This is a genomic window from Janthinobacterium sp. SUN211 (assembly GCF_030587315.1).
Taxonomy (GTDB): domain Bacteria; phylum Pseudomonadota; class Gammaproteobacteria; order Burkholderiales; family Burkholderiaceae_D; genus Janthinobacterium; species Janthinobacterium kumbetense.
Genome location: NZ_JAPWIC010000003.1, coordinates 679155 through 696928 on the forward strand (window position 1 = coordinate 679155; position 17774 = coordinate 696928).

The 17774-nt window shown below is 63.9% G+C and carries 12 protein-coding genes; 4 read left to right on the plus strand and 8 right to left on the minus strand.

Annotation, left to right across the window (positions count from 1 at the left end):
- Nucleotides 1-197 precede the first annotated feature (197 nt).
- On the plus strand, nt 198-3203 hold the full coding sequence (locus O3301_RS14355) for a CHASE domain-containing protein (RefSeq protein ID WP_305056686.1): 3006 nt from the start codon (nt 198-200) through the stop codon (nt 3201-3203).
- Here O3301_RS14355 and O3301_RS14360 read toward each other — a convergent pair whose 3' ends face one another.
- Nucleotides 3204-3584 carry a hypothetical protein gene (locus tag O3301_RS14360; RefSeq protein ID WP_305053914.1) on the minus strand — a complete coding sequence of 127 codons (381 nt, stop codon included), beginning with the start codon at nt 3582-3584 and terminating at the stop codon, nt 3204-3206. It lies immediately after the preceding gene.
- Nucleotides 3585-3796: 212 nt separating this feature from the next.
- Here O3301_RS14360 and O3301_RS14365 point away from each other — a divergent pair, with 212 nt between their 5' ends.
- Nucleotides 3797-4033 carry a hypothetical protein gene (locus O3301_RS14365; RefSeq protein WP_143451398.1) on the plus strand — a complete coding sequence of 79 codons (237 nt, stop codon included), beginning with the start codon at nt 3797-3799 and terminating at the stop codon, nt 4031-4033.
- Nucleotides 4034-4113: 80 nt separating this feature from the next.
- On the opposite strand, the gene O3301_RS14370 is transcribed toward O3301_RS14365, so the two are convergent.
- Entirely contained in the window at nt 4114-4752 is a 639-nt protein-coding gene (locus O3301_RS14370) for a PEP-CTERM sorting domain-containing protein (protein ID WP_305053915.1), read from the minus strand.
- Nucleotides 4753-5116: 364 nt separating this feature from the next.
- Between O3301_RS14370 and O3301_RS14375 the strand changes: the two genes are divergently transcribed.
- Nucleotides 5117-5629, plus strand: coding sequence for a hypothetical protein (locus tag O3301_RS14375; RefSeq protein WP_305056687.1), 513 nt, complete (start codon nt 5117-5119; stop codon nt 5627-5629).
- Between the two features lie 133 nt (nt 5630-5762).
- Here the strand turns inward: O3301_RS14375 and O3301_RS14380 are convergent, their stop codons facing one another.
- The 5 genes from O3301_RS14380 to O3301_RS14400 form a co-directional block, all read right to left on the minus strand.
- Nucleotides 5763-8933 (minus strand): efflux RND transporter permease subunit, encoded by a 3171-nt coding sequence (locus O3301_RS14380; RefSeq protein WP_305056688.1) that lies wholly within the window; start codon nt 8931-8933, stop codon nt 5763-5765.
- Between the two features lie 25 nt (nt 8934-8958).
- On the minus strand, nt 8959-10176 hold the full coding sequence (locus tag O3301_RS14385; protein ID WP_305056689.1) for an efflux RND transporter periplasmic adaptor subunit: 1218 nt from the start codon (nt 10174-10176) through the stop codon (nt 8959-8961).
- Between the two features lie 12 nt (nt 10177-10188).
- Complete coding sequence (locus tag O3301_RS14390; protein WP_305053918.1) at nt 10189-11415, minus strand: TolC family protein; 1227 nt, start codon at nt 11413-11415, stop codon at nt 10189-10191.
- Nucleotides 11416-11534: 119 nt separating this feature from the next.
- Nucleotides 11535-11897: a cation efflux protein, CzcI family gene (gene czcI, locus O3301_RS14395; RefSeq protein ID WP_305056690.1), complete on the minus strand. Its 363-nt coding sequence runs from the start codon at nt 11895-11897 to the stop codon at nt 11535-11537.
- Between the two features lie 42 nt (nt 11898-11939).
- Nucleotides 11940-13487, minus strand: coding sequence for a C13 family peptidase (locus O3301_RS14400; protein WP_305056691.1), 1548 nt, complete (start codon nt 13485-13487; stop codon nt 11940-11942).
- Between the two features lie 185 nt (nt 13488-13672).
- On the opposite strand from O3301_RS14400, the gene O3301_RS14405 reads away from it, so the two are divergent.
- Nucleotides 13673-15628, plus strand: coding sequence for a GAF domain-containing sensor histidine kinase (locus O3301_RS14405; protein WP_289905658.1), 1956 nt, complete (start codon nt 13673-13675; stop codon nt 15626-15628).
- Nucleotides 15629-15853: 225 nt separating this feature from the next.
- Here O3301_RS14405 and O3301_RS14410 read toward each other — a convergent pair whose 3' ends face one another.
- Complete coding sequence (locus O3301_RS14410; RefSeq protein ID WP_289905657.1) at nt 15854-17359, minus strand: DUF3369 domain-containing protein; 1506 nt, start codon at nt 17357-17359, stop codon at nt 15854-15856.
- Nucleotides 17360-17774 lie beyond the last annotated feature (415 nt).

A 17774-nucleotide genomic window follows, 5' to 3' on the forward strand; every position in this document is an offset into this window, starting at 1 on the left:
AATATGTGATTTTTTTAATACAATATTCAGCATTGCAAGGCCGCCCGCTGTAACGTACTATCATTCTCATCGACTACCGATGGTAGTCCTGCAGCCCGCCGCCAGCCACGTCGCTGGCCGTGAAGCGGTTTGATATCCGTTCTGCTTGTCATCCTGTCATGCCTACACGCGCGTCTACGTCGTGGTTTGCTGGGCCAGTGTCGCACTGGATGGGACCGCGCGTGCTGGCCGCGCTGGTGCTGGCGCTGTGCCTGGGGTTGACGTATGGCGCCTGGCGCAATGCCCACGATGCCAGCGAACAGCAGGTGCGGGCCGATTTCGATTTCCGCGTGCACGAACTGGTCAACAACATCGCCGGCCGCATGCAGACCTATATCCAGGTGCTGCACGGGGTGCAGGGACTGTATGCCAGTTCGCAGGAAGTCACGCGCCGCGAATTCCACGCCTATCTGGCGGTGCAGCAGGTGGACCGCCACTTTCCCGGCATCCATGGCATCGGCTACCTGCCGCTGTTGTCCGGCGCCGCCCTGGCGCGGCATGAAGCGAGCGTGCGCGCGGAAGGCTATCCCGGCTATGCCGTGCGTCCGCACGGCCAGCGCGCCTGGCATGCGCCGATCACCTATCTGGAACCCTTGAGCGAGAGCAACCTGCTGGCCTTCGGCTACGATATCGGCTCCGAACCCGTGCGCCGCGCCGCGCTCGAACAGGCGCGCGACACGGGGCAAGCCGCCATGACGGGCAAGATCCACCTGGTGCAGGATGGCGGCAGCGCCCAGGCGCATGGTTTTCTCATCGTGCTGCCCGTGTATGAGAATAGCTTGCTGCACGGCAGCGTGGAGCAGCGGCGCGCCGCCTTGCGCGCCTGGGTCTTTGCGCCATTTCGCATGGGCGACCTGATGGCTGGCGTGGGCGGCGAGAGCGCGCGCCAGCTGGACCTGGAAATCTATGATGGTGCGCAACTGGCCGAGGCGGCCCTGATGTATGACAGCTTGCCTGGCGCCTTGTCGTCTGCCGCCTCGGACAGCCTGGTGGCGCAGGAAACGATCACCATCGCCGGCCATGCCTGGACCTTGCGCGTGCGCGCCATGCCCGGTTTCGATGGCGAACTGCTGGCGCGGCCCCGCCTGGTGGCCTTGACCGGCTTGCTGGCCAGCACCGTGCTGGCGCTGACCGCCTGGCTGCTGGCGGCGGGCCGCGCCCGCGCTCAGGTGGCGCTGGCGCGTTCGAGCGAACTGACGGGCCAGCTGGAGCAGGGGCAGGCGAGCGTGCTGGCGATGGCCGAGGCGGCGCAGCGCAGCCAGGCCATGCTGCGCAGCATCCTCGATTCGACCATCGACGGCATTCTGGTCGACAACATCGATGGCCGCATCTTCACGTCGAACCGGCGCTTCCGCGACCTGTGGCAAGTGCCCGATGCGCTCGACTGGCAAGCCGACGGCGCGGCGCTGGTGCGCCATGTGGAAAGCCAGCTGGAGCAGGCGGCGCCTTTCCTCGGAGCACGCGTCCATGCGCCGCACGGCCACCGCGAGCGGCGCGACGTGCTGCACCTGCGCGATGGGCGGGTGGTCGAGCAATATGTGCGCAGCATGCAACTGGGCAATGAACAGGCGCGCTTGTGGACGTTTCGCGATATCAGCGAGCGCAGCCAGATGGAACGGCGCGAGCATACGCGGCGGCAAGTGCTGGAAATGCTGGCCACGGGCGCGCCGCTGGAACGGGTGCTGGAAAGCGTGGTGCTGAGCGTGCAAGCGGACCATCCTGCCATGCTGTGCAGCATCTTGCTGCTCGATGAAAGCCGCCACCGCCTGGTGCTGGGCGCGGCGCCGGGCTTGCCCGCGTTCTTCAACCTGGCCAGCCATGGCCATGACCTCGACACCCTGCAGGGCGTGCATGGCATCGCCGCGCAAGCCTTGCGCGATGACCTGCGCGTGATCGTGGGCGACTTGCACGCCGTTGCCGATGCGCAAGAGACGATGGAACTGGCGTGGCGGGCCCAGCTGCAATCGTGCTGGGCCGAACCCGTGCGTGGCGGCTCGGGCAAGCTGCTCGGTGTGCTGATGGCGTATCACCGCCAGCCCACCTTGCCGGGCGCGGCGCACCTGGCGCGGCTGAGCGAGGCGGCGCACCTGGCCGGCATGGCCATTGAGCAGGCGCAAGTGGCGCTGGCCCTGCGCGCCGGCGAAGCGCGTTTCCGCAGCCTGTACGACCATGCGCCCGTGGCCCTGTGGGAACAGGACTGGTCGGCCGTGCGCGCCGCGCTCGATGTTCTCGAGGAAGCGGGCGTGCGCGACCTGGGCGCCCATTTCCAGGCCCATCCGGACGCGCTGCAGCGGCTGGCGGGGCTGGTGCGCATCATCGATGCGAACGGCGCCGCGCTGGCGCAGGTGCGCGCCAACGAGGACGACCAGCGCCGCGGCGCGCTGGGCCTGGCGCAGAATTTCGACGACAGCGCCTTGCCGCGCTTTGGCGATGCGCTGCTGGCGCTGGCTGGCGGCGCCCACCTGTACGAGTGCGAGAGCAGCTTCGTGCGTCTCGATGGTGCGGCGCGGCAAAATGAATTGAGCTTGCTGGTGATGCCGGGCCATGCGGACAGCCTCGATTTCGTCATGGTGTCTTCGCTCGATATCACCGAGCGCAAGCGCATGAACGCGGAACTGCTGCAACTGGCCACCACGGATTTTTTGACCGGCTTGCCGAACCGGCGCCACTTCATGGCGGCGCTGGAAAACGAGCATGCGCGGCTGCAGCGCGAGCTAGCCAGCTGCGCCAGCGTGCTGATGCTCGACATCGATCACTTCAAGCGCGTCAACGACGAGTATGGCCACGCGGTGGGCGATGCCGTGCTGCGCCACTTGGGCGCGCTGATGTGCCAGGCGCTGCGCAAGGTCGACGTGCCGGGCCGCGTGGGCGGCGAAGAATTCGCCATCTTGCTGCCTGGCACGGATCTGAGCGCCGCCGCCGTGTTCGCCGAACGGTTGCGCCGGCGCGTGGCGGAAAGTTCGCTGACCATCGATGGCGGCATTGTGATCACCATCACGGTGAGCATCGGCATGGCCGCCATGGCCGGTACCGATGCCGATTGCGACGCCGTGCTGGCGCGCGCCGACGAGGCGCTGTACCGGGCCAAGCGGGGCGGGCGCAACCGCATCGAACAGAACGACGGTGGCGGCGACGGCGTGCTCAGCAAGTTCATGGCGCAGTGATTACAGGCTGTGCTGACGCGCTTGCGCCTGCTTGCGGTTGCGGCTGACGATCAGCCAGACGATGGCGACGGGAATCAGCAGCGGCAGCAGCACGGGCGTGCTCAAGGCCAGCGCCAGCACCACGCAGAGCGCCACCACCGCGATCAGCACCACGCCCACGCCGGCCAGGACCACTCCCGTGATGACGGCGGCGCACACCACCGCGGTGGCGGCGATCAGCAAGCCGCCGCCGGCAAACACCAGGCCGAACAGCCACTCCAGGGGACCGTCGACATCGTCGCCGTTGAACTGCATGTGCATGTCGCTGCCACTGCCGCTGATCTTGTCGAGGAACAGGCAGGCGAGCATGACGATGAGGACGAAGGTGAGCAATTTTTTCATGATAAGCCTCGGTGTGTGGGTGATGGGGTGTTGCATGCTCACACTGTAGGGATGCGCCCGGCTTGCCGCCAGCGGCGTGCGACAGGCTGTCATTTTCACGGTATGGAAGGCGCTGGGGGGCAGAAAAACACTGATCTGGAACAAGATTTCTTTTCTTGTAATGCGCGCAAGCCGTCCTATACTGAATACCTCAGTCTCGCAAGGAGGGCAACATGCTTTTGTTTGCAGATACCGGGGATCAATCGCTATCCCCCCCTGATCATCGCACCATGCGCCAGCGTAGCGCCACGCAGTCCTGCGCCGAGCCCGTCGGCGCGCCATCGGCGATACCGCCGATCATCATCAATCCCTTCAATTACCATGCGCCGCTGCCGGCCATCGACCCGCGCTGGGTACCGCCCGGTCCGCCGCTGACCTGGCCCAACCGGCCTGCCATGTCCATGTGCTGATGCCTGGTCGTCGAAAGAAACGAGCAGCCTGGTAATGACAAAAGCCCGCAGCGCGGGCTTTTGCTGGTGCATGCCTGGAATCAGGATTGTTTGCGGCGCAGCATGAAGCCCAGCAAGCCCAGGCCGGCCAGCAGCATGGCATAGGTTTCCGGTTCGGGCACGGCGCAGATGAAGGCGTGGTTGTCGCTTTCAAAGGCATCCTGGCCTGTCGAGTGGAAGGCGACCGAGGTAAATTTTGCCCCTTCGCCCGCCCACGCGTTCACATACAGGCCGACCGATTGATCGCCATTGGAGCTGACACTGCCCAAGGTGGCGATTTGCGATCCCGTCAAGGTGACCGTGCTTTGATCACCCATGGTGAAGACGACGCTGTTATACGCATCTGGCGAGCCCATGTAGAAACCAAAATAGCTCAGCCCGCCACCGAAGGTAGCGACGCCAGGGGTGATCTGGCCATTCGTCACGCCGACGGAATAGAAGGCCGTCAGATCGTTCGGTGGCTGCGCGGCGTAGCTCGGGTGATCGCTGGTAAAGACGTTACCCGTGTAATTGCCGGGTAGCAGGCCATCATTGAAATCGATGGTGGTGGCGCCCGCGACCGACGTGACCAGCCCCTCGCCTGCCAGTACCGTACCGCCGGTAGTGAAGGTGGGAATTGCGCTGGCACTGCCTGCGGCGACGGCGAGCGTGGCGCAGGCCAGAGTAGACAAGATTTTCATGTTGAATCCCTCGAATGTATAGGTGTGCACAACTATTTTTATCAGGAACGACGAAAGTGCCTGGCGTGGCGAGGCAGTGCGGCGTGCGAGGACGAGGGACGTCGCATGAGACAGGAGTTTCTTAAGGCCAAGCATTACTACATGCAACATTTAAATATAAAAAACACAATTCAGATTGCAAAATAATAATAGGTTTACTTGAGAAATATCAAAGCGTGATTGCTAGAGTAAATCCACTACATTGATAACTTGTCTTCTTGCCGGAATCGACTATGGCGGGCCGCGCCTTACCTTGCGGCAAGGCGGCACGGGTGGGCGTTTTCGACTATCATGCTAGCCCCGACCTTCCATCACGAGCACCGCCATGAGTACCGATTTCCCTGATTTTTCCGACGAAGCAGCCGAGCAGGACAATGACGCCCCGATCCAGGAGCCGCGCCTGTGGGTAGGCAATGGCTGGACGGCGCGCGTGATCAAGAACGAGGAAGATGAAGGCTGGGCCGTCGCCATGATCAAGGATGGCGAACCGGAGCCAGCGCTGGTGGGCCCGTGGACCATGGGCCGCGACAAGAAAAACCCGAAGCCGCTCGACGTCAACGCGTTCAACACGCTGGTCAAGACGGCCTCGGAAGTGCTGCGCCGCCACGAGCAGCAGCTGCATGCGCAATTGCACAAGAACCTGTTCGTCGCCACCGACGAGGGGCAGATCAAGGTGATGTTCGACATCGTCCCCGACGAAGACCACCCGTACGCGGAACTGAGCGCCTACGACGCCGACGGCGAACAGATCGCCAAGGTGCGCACCTCGGCCGCGTTCAAGTTCAATGCGACATCTGCCACGAATTGGATCGAAGGCGGCTACCGCCGCCCAGGCTAGCAAAATCTACTGCGCGGCACGCTTTGCGGCCTCCGATGCTCGCTGTACTTGAGTACAGCTGCGCTTCTCAGCCACAAGGGGGCGCCGAGCCTCGAAGCCGCTCGCTACGATTTTGCTACGCCTGGTTCCAGGACTACACCGCCGCGCCTTCGGGCGCGGTGTGCATTTCCACCTCGTCTTCCTTGCGGTACGCCAGCCGGTACAAGAGCGGCAGCACCAGCAGGGTCAAGGCTGTCGACGACAGGATGCCGCCGATCACCACGGTGGCCAGCGGACGCTGCACTTCAGCCCCCGTGCCCGTGGCAATGGCCATCGGCACGAAGCCCAGCGAGGCCACCAGCGCCGTCATCAAGACGGGCCGCAGGCGCGTGATGGCCCCTACGCGTATCGCTTCCTGCAAGGGCATGCCCTGTTCGCGCAGCTGGCGGATGTAGGCGATCATCACCAGGCCGTTCAGCACGGCCACGCCGGACAGGGCGATGAAACCCACAGCCGCCGAGATCGACATGGGAATGTCGCGCAGCCACAGGGCGACGATGCCGCCCGTCAAGGCGAACGGGATGCCGCTGAACACGAGCAAGCCATCCTTCACGTTGCCGAACATGGCGAACAGCAAGACGAAGACGAGGGCCAGCGCCACCGGCACCACGAGCTCCAGGCGTTTCGTGGCCGACTGCAATTGCTCGAACTGGCCGCCCCAGCTGGTCCAGTAGCCGGCGGGAATGGCCACCTGCGCTTGCAGCTGCTGCGTGGCGTCGGCCACGAACGAGCCGATGTCGCGGCCGCGCACGTTGGCGCTGATGACGATGCGGCGCTTGCCGTCTTCGCGGCTGATCTGGTTCGGCCCCGGCGCCACCTGCAGGCTGGCCACTTCACCGAGCGGGATGAAGCGCGCGCGGCCTTCCGCCGCCGCGCCCAGGGGCAGGGCGATGGGCAAGCGTTTCAGTTGCTCCAGGTCGCTGCGCAGGCTGTCGGGCAGACGCACGACGATGTCGAAGCGGCGGTCGCCCTGGAACAGGGTGCCCGCTTCCTGCCCGCCGATGGCCGTGGCAATCGCCGCTTGCACGTCGGCAATGTTGAGGCCATAGCGGGCCGTCTGCTCGCGGTCGATCTGCACCGTCAGCATGGGCAGCCCCGTCGTCTGCTCGACTTTCACTTCCGTGGCGCCCGCAATCTTGCCCAGCACGCCAGCGATCTTCGCCGCGGTGCCGTCGAGGACAAGCATGTCGTCGCCGAACAGTTTCACGGCTACGTCGCTGCGCACGCCGGAAATCAGTTCATTGAAGCGCAGCTGGATCGGTTGCGAAAACTCGTAATTGTTGCCGGGCAAGCTGCTGGCCGTCGCTTCGATTTCCGCCAGCAATTGCCCGCGCGATTTCTTCGGTTCCGGCCACTGGTCGCGGGGCTTGAGCATGATGTAGCCGTCGGAAATATTCGGCGGCATGGGGTCGGAAGCGATCTCGGCCGTTCCCGTGCGGGCGAATACGCGCGCGATTTCCTTGTGGTTGCTCATCAGCTTGTTTTCCAGCTGTTGCTGCATGGCCAGCGATTGCGTCAGGCTGGTGCCGGGGATGCGCAGGGCCTGGATGGCGATGTCGCCCTCGTTCAGGCTGGGCACGAATTCGCTGCCCATGCGCGTGGCCAGCAGGCCCGACAGCACCACGGCCACGGCCGCGCCCGTCAGCACGACGGGCGTGTTGCGCATCACCTTGCTCAGCAGCGGCGCATACCAGCGCTTGGCGGCGCGCATGATGGCGTTTTCCTTCTCCGCCACCTTGTCGCCGATAAACAGCGCCACGGCGGCCGGGATGAAGGTGATTGACAGCAGCATGGCGCCCAGCAGGGCGATGACGACCGTCAGGGCCATCGGCGTAAACATGCGGCCTTCCACGCCCGTCAACGCGAAGATGGGCAGGTACACGACCATGATGATCAGCTGACCATACAGCAAGGGCCGGCGCGCCTCTTGCGATGCCGCAAACACTTCGTGAAAACGTTCCTGCAAGGTCAACGGCCGTCCCAGTTTCTGCTGCGCATGGGCCAGGCGGCGCACGCAGTTTTCCACGATGACCACGGCGCCATCGATGATGATGCCGAAGTCCAGCGCGCCCAGGCTCATCAGATTGGCGCTCACATGGTATTGCACCATGCCCGTAAACGTGAACAGCATGGCCAGCGGAATCACCATGGCCGTGATGATTGCCGCGCGGATATTGCCGAGGAACAGGAACAAAATCGCGATCACCAGCACGGCGCCTTCCAGCAGGTTTTTCTTCACCGTATTGATGGCCTTGTCGACGAGCACCGTGCGGTCATACACGGTGACGGCGTGCACGCCTTTCGGCAGGCTGCGGTTGATTTCCAGCATCTTCTTGTCGACGGCTTGCGACACGGCGCGGCTGTTCTGGCCGATCAGCATGAATACCGTGCCCAGCACCACTTCACGGCCGTTTTCCGTGGCCGCGCCCGTGCGCAGCTCGCGCCCCAGCACCACGTCGGCCACGTCGCGGATGCGGATGGCCACGCCCTGCACATTGGCGACGACGATGTTGCCGAGGTCGTCCTTGGACGCCACCTGGCCCGGCGCGCGTATCAGCAGTTGCTCGCCCTGCCGTTCGATGTAGCCGGCGCCCACGTTGCTGTTGTTGCGCTCGAGCGCCGTCACCACGTCTTGCAGGCTGATGCCGTAGGCGGCCAGTTTTTCCGGGTAGGGCGCCACTTGGTATTGCTTGGCGTAGCCGCCGATGGCATTGATTTCCGTCACGCCCGTGACATTGCGCAACTGCGGCTTGATGATCCAGTCCTGGATTTCGCGCAAGTCCGTCGGCGTGTACGGCGTGCCATCGGGTTTTTTCGCGCCGTCCTGCGTTTCCACCGTCCACAGGTAGATTTCGCCGAGGCCCGTGGAAACGGGACCCATCTTCGGTGTGATGCCTGCTGGCAAGCTTTCCTTCGCTTCCTGCAAGCGCTCGTTGATCATCTGGCGCGCAAAATAGATGTCCGTGCCATCCTTGAAGATCACGGTCACTTGCGACAGGCCGTAGCGCGACAGCGAGCGCGTCTGCTCCAGGTTGGGCAAGCCGGCCATGGCCGTCTCGATGGGGAAGGTGACGCGCTGCTCGGTTTCCAGCGGCGAATAGCCGGCGGACTGGGTATTGATTTGCACCTGCACATTGGTGATGTCGGGCACAGCGTCGATGGGCAGCTTTTGATAGCTGTAGATGCCCAGGCCAGCCATGGCGGCCACGGCCAGCATCACCAGCCAGCGCTGGTCGATGGCAAAGCGGATCAAGCGTTCAAACATGATGGTTTCCTTAGCCTTGACGTGATCAGTGTTCGTGACCGGCGGAGTCCTTGCCCAGCTCGGACTTCAGGACGAAACTGCCTTGCGCCGCGTACGGCGTGCCGGCGGCCAGGCCCTGCTTGATGTGCGTCAAGCTGCCATCGCTGCGGCCCAGCACCACGGGCGTGGCCTGGTAGCCATCTTTCACCTGCACGAAGACGACGGGCTTGTCTTCCACCGTCTGGATGGCCGTGCTCTGCACGGTGACGGGCGCGTCCGCTTCGCCGGACACGACTTCCACCGTGACGAACAGGCCCGGGCGCCACGCCATGTCCGGGTTCAGCAAGCTGATGCGTGCCTTGGCCGTGCGCGTCTGCTCGCCCAGCAGCGCGCCCACGTAGGTGATCGTGCCTTGCGCACTGGCATCAAACGCGGACGCTTTCACCTCCGCCTTGCCTCCCATGCGCACGGTGGCCAGGTCTTTCGCGGGCACGGCGATTTCCGCCCACACGGTCGACAGGTCGGAAATGACGAAGATGTTCGCATCTTCCTTGACGGCTTCGCCCAGGGTGATGTGTTTTTCCAGCACCATGCCGTCGAACGGCGCGCGGATGTCGTAGCGGTTCAGCGGGCCCTTGCTGGCTCCGGTCCCGGAACCATTGGCACCCAGCGCGCTGAGCTTTTGCTGGGCGTTCTGCACGGCGATTTCCGCTTCGCGCCACGCTTGCTGCGCCTGCAGATAATCCTGTTCGGCCGAAATCTTCTCGCGCCACAGTTTTTCTTCGCGCTCATACGTGGAACGGGCCAGCGACAGCCGCCGCTGCGCCGACAGCAGTGCGCTGCGCTGTTCCGACAGTTCCGTGCTGGCGATGACGGCCAGCACTTGCCCCTTCTTGACCAGCTGGCCCAGGTCGGCGTGCACGGCTTCCACCACCCCGGCCAGGCGCGGCACGACGTGGGCCGTGCGGTCTTCATTGAAGCGGATTTCGCCGGGCAGGGCCACTGTCGTCTTGATGCGGCCGGGCGCGGCCGTGGCGATGACGACGCCGGCTGCGCGGCTTTGCGCCGCCGTCAATTCCAGCTTGCCTTCCACTTCTTCGTGACCGTGTTCGTCTTTCTTTTCCACATGTGCTTCCGCCTTGGCGGCGGCGGGCGGCGGGGTCTTGGACTTGCCCGTGCCAAGGATGAGAACGGCCAGCACGATGCCGGCGGCGGCGATGGAAGCGATGGCGATCGTTTGCTTTTTGTTGCGTGTGATGTTCATGGAGGGTGTTCCTTACAGGGGAGCTGGTGTGCCCAGCAAGCGCTCGATGTCGGCGGCGGCATGCTGCGCTTCCGTCAGCGCGCGCAGGTATTGGTTTTTGGCTTGCAGCAAGGTGCGTTGGGCGTCGAGCACGTCGAGGAAGGCGAACTTGCCGAACTCGAATCCCTTGCTGGCCGCGTCGTAGGCGCTTTGCGCGCCAGGCAAGATGTCCTGGCGCAAGCTCTCCACGTCGAGCCTGGCCGTGGCCAGGCGTTCGCTGGCGGCGGCCACGGCCGTTTGCACGGCGATGCGGGCGGCAGCCAGCTCGTCGCTGGCCTTGTCGCTGCGGCGCAAGGCGTCGAGCTTGTTGCCCGCATTGCGGTCGAACAGAGGCAGCGGCAGGGCCAGGCCGATGATGGCCTGGTTGCGGCCCAGCTCTTCCGAGCGCTTCATGCCGATGCTGAGCGTGACGTCGGGCGTGGAACGCCGCTGTTCCACGTCCAGCATGGCTTGCCGCTGGGCCAGTGCGCTTTGCGCCTGGCGCACGGCAGGGGCCTGGGCCAGGCGCGCCGCCAGTTCGCTGGCCGGGGGCAGCTCCGGCAAGGTTTCCAGGCGTCCCTCTGCCAGCGTGAAGCGGGGCGTGGCATTGCCCCACAGGGCGGCCAGGCGCTGGCGGGCGCTGGCCAGGGTGCTGCGCGCCAGGTTCAGTTCCAGCCGCACGCTCGCTTCGGCCACCCTGGCGCGGGTTTCCTCGACAGGAGACGCCTTGCCGGCCGTCACCCTGCGCGCCGTGATGTCGCTGGCGCGCGCGGCCAGCGCCTGCGCGCTGTCGGCCAGGCGCAAGCCTTCCTGCGCGGCCAGCACGTCGACAAAGGCGGACGTGACGGCGGCGCGCGTGTCCGCCTGTTGCAGGGACAGGCCCGCCTGCGCCAGGTCTGCGCCGCGCCGGGCGACGGCGGCGCGCGCACCCCGCTTGCCGCCCAGCTCAATGAGCTGGTTGAGCTGCACGGTGGTGCTGCGCGTGGCGCGCCGCGTGTCTTCCAGCACGGTTTGCAATTCCGGGTTGGGCAAGGCGCGTGCCTGCTGCAGGGCGCCGCCCTGGGCCGCCAGTTCATGGCGGGCGGCCGACAGGGTGGCGTTGCCGCCCTCCGCCAGGGCCAGCGCGGCGGGCAGGGTCAGGGGCGCGGCGGGTTCCACGCCAGATTGCGCATGGGCAAAGTTGCCGGCCAGCAGGCCAGCAGAGAGTAGCAATAGATACATGGATCGGTGCATCGAATTCTCCAAGGTATGGAAAAAGAATTCGACGGGACGCGCAGGCCTGCGCCCGGATTATTTCAGGGCGCGCATTGCGTTATGACAAAAGGGGACGTCCCGTCGGCCTAGGTGGCCGACGACCAGTCGGGGCGCTTGGGAGCGTCCGGGATGTGGGAAGCGTAAAAGAAGGGGGAAGTGTCCGCGTTCACGGAGGCCATGTCGCCGACGGGCAGGCTGGAGCCGGCCGGCAGCCATGCGTGGCCGATGCCATGGCAGACGTTGCAATCGCTGTGCGGCTGGCCCTTGGACTGCTTGTCAGCCTTGTCGGCCACGGGTTTCTTGTCCGCATCCGCCTTGTGCTGGTGGCTGTGATGGCCCAGGTGCTGCGCTGCCTTGCCTTCCTCGTGCAGGCAATACGCGCTCGCCGCAGCCCAGGACATCTGGAGCGGAAGCACGAACAGCAGCAAAATGAGGAAGAATTTACGCATGGTGACGGCTATTGTACAGAAAGGCGGGCGGGCGTGCCCATGTCAGCGCGGCTGGGCGCGCCACGCTTTCAATTGCGCGGCGATGGCCTTGCCCTGGAACAGTTGCGGCTCGGAATGCTCTTCCGCTTCCATGCCGCCTTCGCGGAAATCGGCCGCTTCGCGCGCCTGCACCAGCACTTTGGCCTTGTCGAACGCTTCCGTGAAGCTGCTGCTTTTCGGCAAGGCTTCCTTGAAATACGCTTCGCTGAAATACGTAAAATCGTTCTGGTCGTCGCAGCCGAACGAGGTGCGGTCGCTGCGCGCGGCCGTGATGATGAGGGTGTTGTCATCTTTCAAGGGGGCAATGAAGCCGCCCGCATAGCAGGCCGAGATCACGATGACTTTCCAGCGGATGCCGCTGTGCCTGAGCATGGATGCCAGCTCTTGCGCGGGCAGGCTGTGCAAGTCCATGCCGTTTTGCGCCAGCGCCAGTTCGTGCTCGGGCGAGCCGTGGCTGGTGAGGAACAGGAACAGGATGTCGTTGGCCTTGTCCATCTTCGCGCCCAGCGCGTCGAGGCTGGCGGCGATGCTGGTGCGCGTGGCCATCGGCTGCTGCGCCACCGTGTTGCGGCTGTTGACGAGCATCAAGGAGCGGCCCACGGTGTCGTAATCGCGGTCGAACTGGTGCTGCACGAAGGCCGTTTCGCGGTGAAACACTTCCTGTGCGCCATCGCCGGCCACGCCCAACAAATACAGATTGATCTTTTTCGCCGCATCGCGCGGCGCGATGCGGGCCAGGGCGCCGTCGAGCAAGGTGCGCTGGTTGTACAGGGCCAGCTCGATATTGTCGCGCGTGAGCTTGTCCAGGGCCGGGTCGTCCAGCTGGCCTTCCGTCCAGTTGCCGCTGTCTTCGCGCCGGCCGTCCGCCTGCGCCACGGCGTAGCGCAGTATGCCCTTGCCGTCGAACTGGCCATTCTTGAAGCCGCCCCGGTATTCGTCGCCCTCGGCCGTGCGCAGCACGCCCTGGCCCTCGAATTTCCAGTCCTTCAGCTCGCCTTCGTAATGGATGCCGTCGCTGGTGGTGACGGTGGCCTTGCCCTGCACCTGGCCCTGGACGAATTCGCCTTCGAAGACGGTGCCGTCCGTGTCGGTCAGCTTGCCGGCGCCGTGCGGGCGCCAGTGCTTGAACTGGCCTTCGAAGGTGGCGCCGTCGGCACCCTGGAAGCGGCCCACGCCCTCGAAGCTGCCCTTGACGAAGTTGCCCGTATAAATTTCGCCCTTGGGAGAGGTGTAGCGGCCGAGGCCGTCGAAGGCGCCCTGACTGAACGCGCCCGTGTATTCGACGCCGGACGCCTGGCGCAGCTTGCCCTGGCCGGAAAACACGCCGCGCGCGAAGCCCCCTTCGTAAAATGCGCCGCTCGCATATTCGAGCCGGCCCTGGCCATGCATCTTGCCCGCGACGAGGGGGCCGAAATAGCGTCCGCCATCGGCCGTTTCCGCCGCCGGCGCCTTGGCTGGCGCGGCGCACAGGGGCGGCATGCCCAGCGCGGCAAAGGCCAGCAGGCCGGCGAGGGTGTAGGGGCGAAGCGAGGCGCGTAGCGTGGCAGTCATGAGGACGGTCTGGTCTGTAGGAAGGGGCCTAGTCTGCCACTGTATTGCCAGCGTGGCAAATGCGCGCGTGGCGTGTGTTGCTCTGCCTCAAGGCAAGATTCTCCGTTTTATGCCGTGCCAAGGCTGGGCTGAACTGATAATATTGATTTTCAGAACATATACTTGCACAAGGTACATAGTCACCCATGGAAAGCCGCCTCAGCCGCCTGGAAGCCGTTCAAACCGTGTTGCTGGAAATCGGGCAGCGCTCGAGCACCTGCAGCGATATCAGTGAATTCCTGCAGGCGGTGCATGCGGCGCTGGGACGCATCATGTATGCGGCGAACTTCTATGTCGCGCTCAGCGACCGCGACGACGGCCTCGTGCGCTTTCCCTATTTTGTCGACGAATTCGACGCCGCGCCCGACCCGGACGAGGGCGTGCGCCTGGCCAGCGCCGCGCAGTCGCCCACGGCTTGGGTCATCGTCAACCGCAAGCAGCTGGTGATGACGGCCGACGACGACGCCATGCGCGCCATCGGCGGCGGTGCCTGGGGCGGCGGCACGGCGGCCGAGCACTGGATCGGCTGTCCGCTGCTGGACCAGCAGCACCAGGTGCTGGGCGCCATCGTCATCCAGAGTTACGACGCCCAGCACCGCTTCAGCCTGGAAGACCAGGCCCTGTTCGCGCTGATCGCCACGCACGTGTCGAGCGCGCTGCAAGGCATGCAAAGCATGGACCGGCTGGAAAAGGCGGTGCAGGAGCGCACGGCCCTGCTGGCGCACGAGGTGGCCGAGCGGCGCCGCGCGGAAAACCTGCAGCATGCGCTGTATGAAATCGCCAACCTGTCGGCGCAGGCATCCGATGCGACGACCTTGTACGCGCGCCTGCACGCCATCATCAGCGAGCTGGTGACGGCGAAGAATTTCCTCATCGCCCTGTACCACCCGGACAACAAGGACATCACGATCCCGTATTTCGTCGACGAGAAGGATGCGCAGGCGCCCGTGAAACGCTTTCATTACGGCATCGGCATGAGTTCCTATGTGCTGGCGCGGCGCCAGGCTTGCCTGCTCGATGCCGGCAGCTATGCGGCGCTGGTGGCCAGCGGCGAGATGGAAGAGCCGCTGGGCAATACCAGCATCGCCAGCTGGATGGGCGCGCCCATGCTGCTGGGCGACCGGAAATATGGCGTGATCATCGTGCAAAGCTATGACACGTCCGTCGTGTATGGCCAGGCGGAACTGGACGTGCTGGCCTTCATGGCCAGCCACGTGGCCGTGGCGATGGCCCGCATCCAGGCCGACAGCGCCATGCGCCGGGCCAAGGAAGCGCTGGAAGAGCAGAACGCGGCCCTGAACAGCGCCCTGAGCGCCTTGCAGGAGGCGCAGTCGGAACTGGTGCGCCAGGAAAAACTGGCTTCGCTGGGACGTCTGGTGGCGGGCGTGGCGCATGAAATCAATACGCCGCTGGGCATTTGCGTGACGGCTACCAGCCACCTGGTGCAGGAATTGAAGCTCACGCGCGAAGACCTGGAAGGCGGCCAGCTCGATGAAGATGGCTTGCGGCAATTTTTCGACATCATCGATCAAACCCTGCGCATCATGACGACGAACACGCAGCGCGCCGCGGCGCTGGTGCGCAGCTTCAAGCAGGTGGCCGTGGACCAGTCGTCGGACGAATTGCGCAGCTTCAACTTGCGCAAATACCTCGATGAAATCCTGCTGTCCTTGCAGCCCAAGCTGAAGGGCAAGCCCGTCAAGGTGGAGATCGATTGCCCGCCCGAGGTGCAGCTGCGCAGCTATCCGGGCGCCGTCTCGCAGATCGTCACGAACATGGTGGTCAATTCACTCGTGCATGGCTTTGTCGAAGGCGAGCCGGGCAAGATCAGGATCAGTGTGCGCACGGCCGGCGAGATGCTGGAACTCGACTACAGCGACGACGGCATGGGCATGGACAGCGCCACCCTGGGCCAGCTGTTCGACCCCTTCTTCACGACCAAGCGCGGTTCCGGCGGCAGCGGCCTGGGTGCGCATATTCTCTATAACCTGGTGACGGGACCGCTGGGCGGCACGGTGAAGGTGGTCAGTGCGCCAGGCATGGGATTGCACTATAAAATCCGTTTCCCGCTCGGGTTCAATGATGTGTCCTTGAAAACCTAAAAGCGGCGGGCCGGAGACGCGGGCCTGAGAAAATGCCGATGGCGGCGTTGCAGCTCCTTGCCGTACATGCGTACTGTCTGCGTCGCTGCGCCTTGCCCTCGACATTTTTCAGGTCCGCTTGGCCCGGAATGCCCGTCTTGGAGACCTGGGCTGAAGCGTGTTTTGCCGGCGTGCGTATTGCTCAGGGGGCACTTGGCTCTTGGACGAACTGCGTAATCCGGTCTGCTAGTCTGGAAAACGTTGATTCAACGCAAGCGCCGCATCCAGATTTGCAATCAGCAATTCCACATATTGCGGATCGAGGTGGCTGCCGCTGACCTCGCGCAGGTAGCTGACCACGCGCTCCAGTGGCCAGGCGTCCTTGTAGCAGCGCTTGTGCATGAGGGCGTCGAAGACGTCGGCGACGGCGGCGATGCGCGCGTATTTGTGGATGTGCTCGCCGACCAGGCCCTGCGGGTAGCCGCTGCCGTCGTATTTTTCATGGTGCTGGTGGGCAATCACGGCGGCGGCCTTCAGCAGCGGGCGCTGCGAGCCGTCGAGGATGGACATGCCCACCGTCGGATGCTGCTTCATGATTTCCCATTCGGCCGCATCGAGCTTGCCGGGTTTGAGCAGCACGGCGTCAGGCGTGGAAATCTTGCCGATGTCATGCATGGGCGCCGCATGGCGCAGCACCATGGTTTCTTCTTCCGACATGCCGGACGCCTGCGCCAGCAGCTGGCACACCTCGGCCATGCGGCGCACGTGGTTGCCCCCTTCGTGCGAGCGCGATTCGACGACGTCGCCCAGGCGCAGGATCAGCTCGGCCTGGGTATCGGTGATTTCCTGCGTCAGCAGGATGTTGTCGAAGGCAATCGCCACGCCGGAACAGAAGACTTCCAGCAATTGCGCATCGAGGTCGGAGATTTCTTCCACGCCCTTGAGTACCAGCAAGGACGCCTTGCCGCTGCTGTTCGGGAAATAGCCGACATAGGTGTCGCCATGCAGGCGCGAGATCTTGTTGCTCTTGGCGTCGTCCAGCTGCGACAGCAGGGACGGGCTGAGGATGCCGTCGTCCGTGTCGCCGATCTGCGCGAGGATTTCATAATCCTGTTCGCCCGAAATGGCGCTGGCGCCGCGCAGGCGCAGCAGCATGCTCGTTTCCAGGCGCAGCAGGGCGACGACTTGCTGCAGCAGGCCGCTGGCGAAGTCGCGCAGGTTGCGCTGCTTGAAGATGTGCGCCGAGGCGGCGATGACGCGCTCGAGTCCCTCGCGGTAATGGAGCTGGGCCTGGCGAGCCTCTTCCACCTTCATGATGTCGCGGTAGGCGCGCAGGGCGGCAAAGGTGGTGGTGAACAGCTTGGTGCGGTCCAGTTCCGTCTTTTCCTTGTAGTCGTTGATGTCGTAGTTGACGATCACCCGTTCTTCCGGCGCCTGTCCCGGCTGTCCCGTGCGCAGCACGATGCGCGTAAACTGGTTGCCCAGGTCTTCGCGCATCCAGCGCGCCACTTCCAGGCCGCTGTCTTCGCGCTCCATCACCACGTCGAGAAACACCAGCGCGATGCCTGCTTCGCGCGCCAGCACCTGCTTGGCTTCGGCGCCGCTGTACGCATGCACGAAGCTCAGCGCGCGGCCTTCCAGCCGGAAACGGCTCAGCGTCAGTTCCGTGATGTCGTGGATGTCGGGTTCATCGTCGACGAGCAGGACTTTCCAGGGGGGTAACTTGGGCGAGGCTGAAGACAAAAATGACATAAGGACGAGTTCCGCTAAAAGGCATAACTGACGCAATGCTGAGACGCCTGCGCCAGACTAAACTGTGCGCCACCACTGGCGTTGCGCGTTTTTCGGGCGCATTTTGTCGATTGTAGACTGACAGCTAAGTATTAACAATAAGCAAGAACAATTGACTAAAATCATGCAACATCCATGCCAAAAAGGCACTTTAAATCCATGCTGCTGACACTATCTATACTTTATCGCTTAGGCAACTATATTTTCAAGACAATACTTTGTTTTAGTTAATATTGCCAATGAATCTGTAAAAAAATACGGCGTCTTGCTGTTCTGGCGGAAAAGCGGAAAAGTAACAAGGTATGAATTACGCGCCAGAATGGAAGGTAGCGCGTTATATTAAACAAGCATAAGAAAGTGGCGCCATGCCACGTAC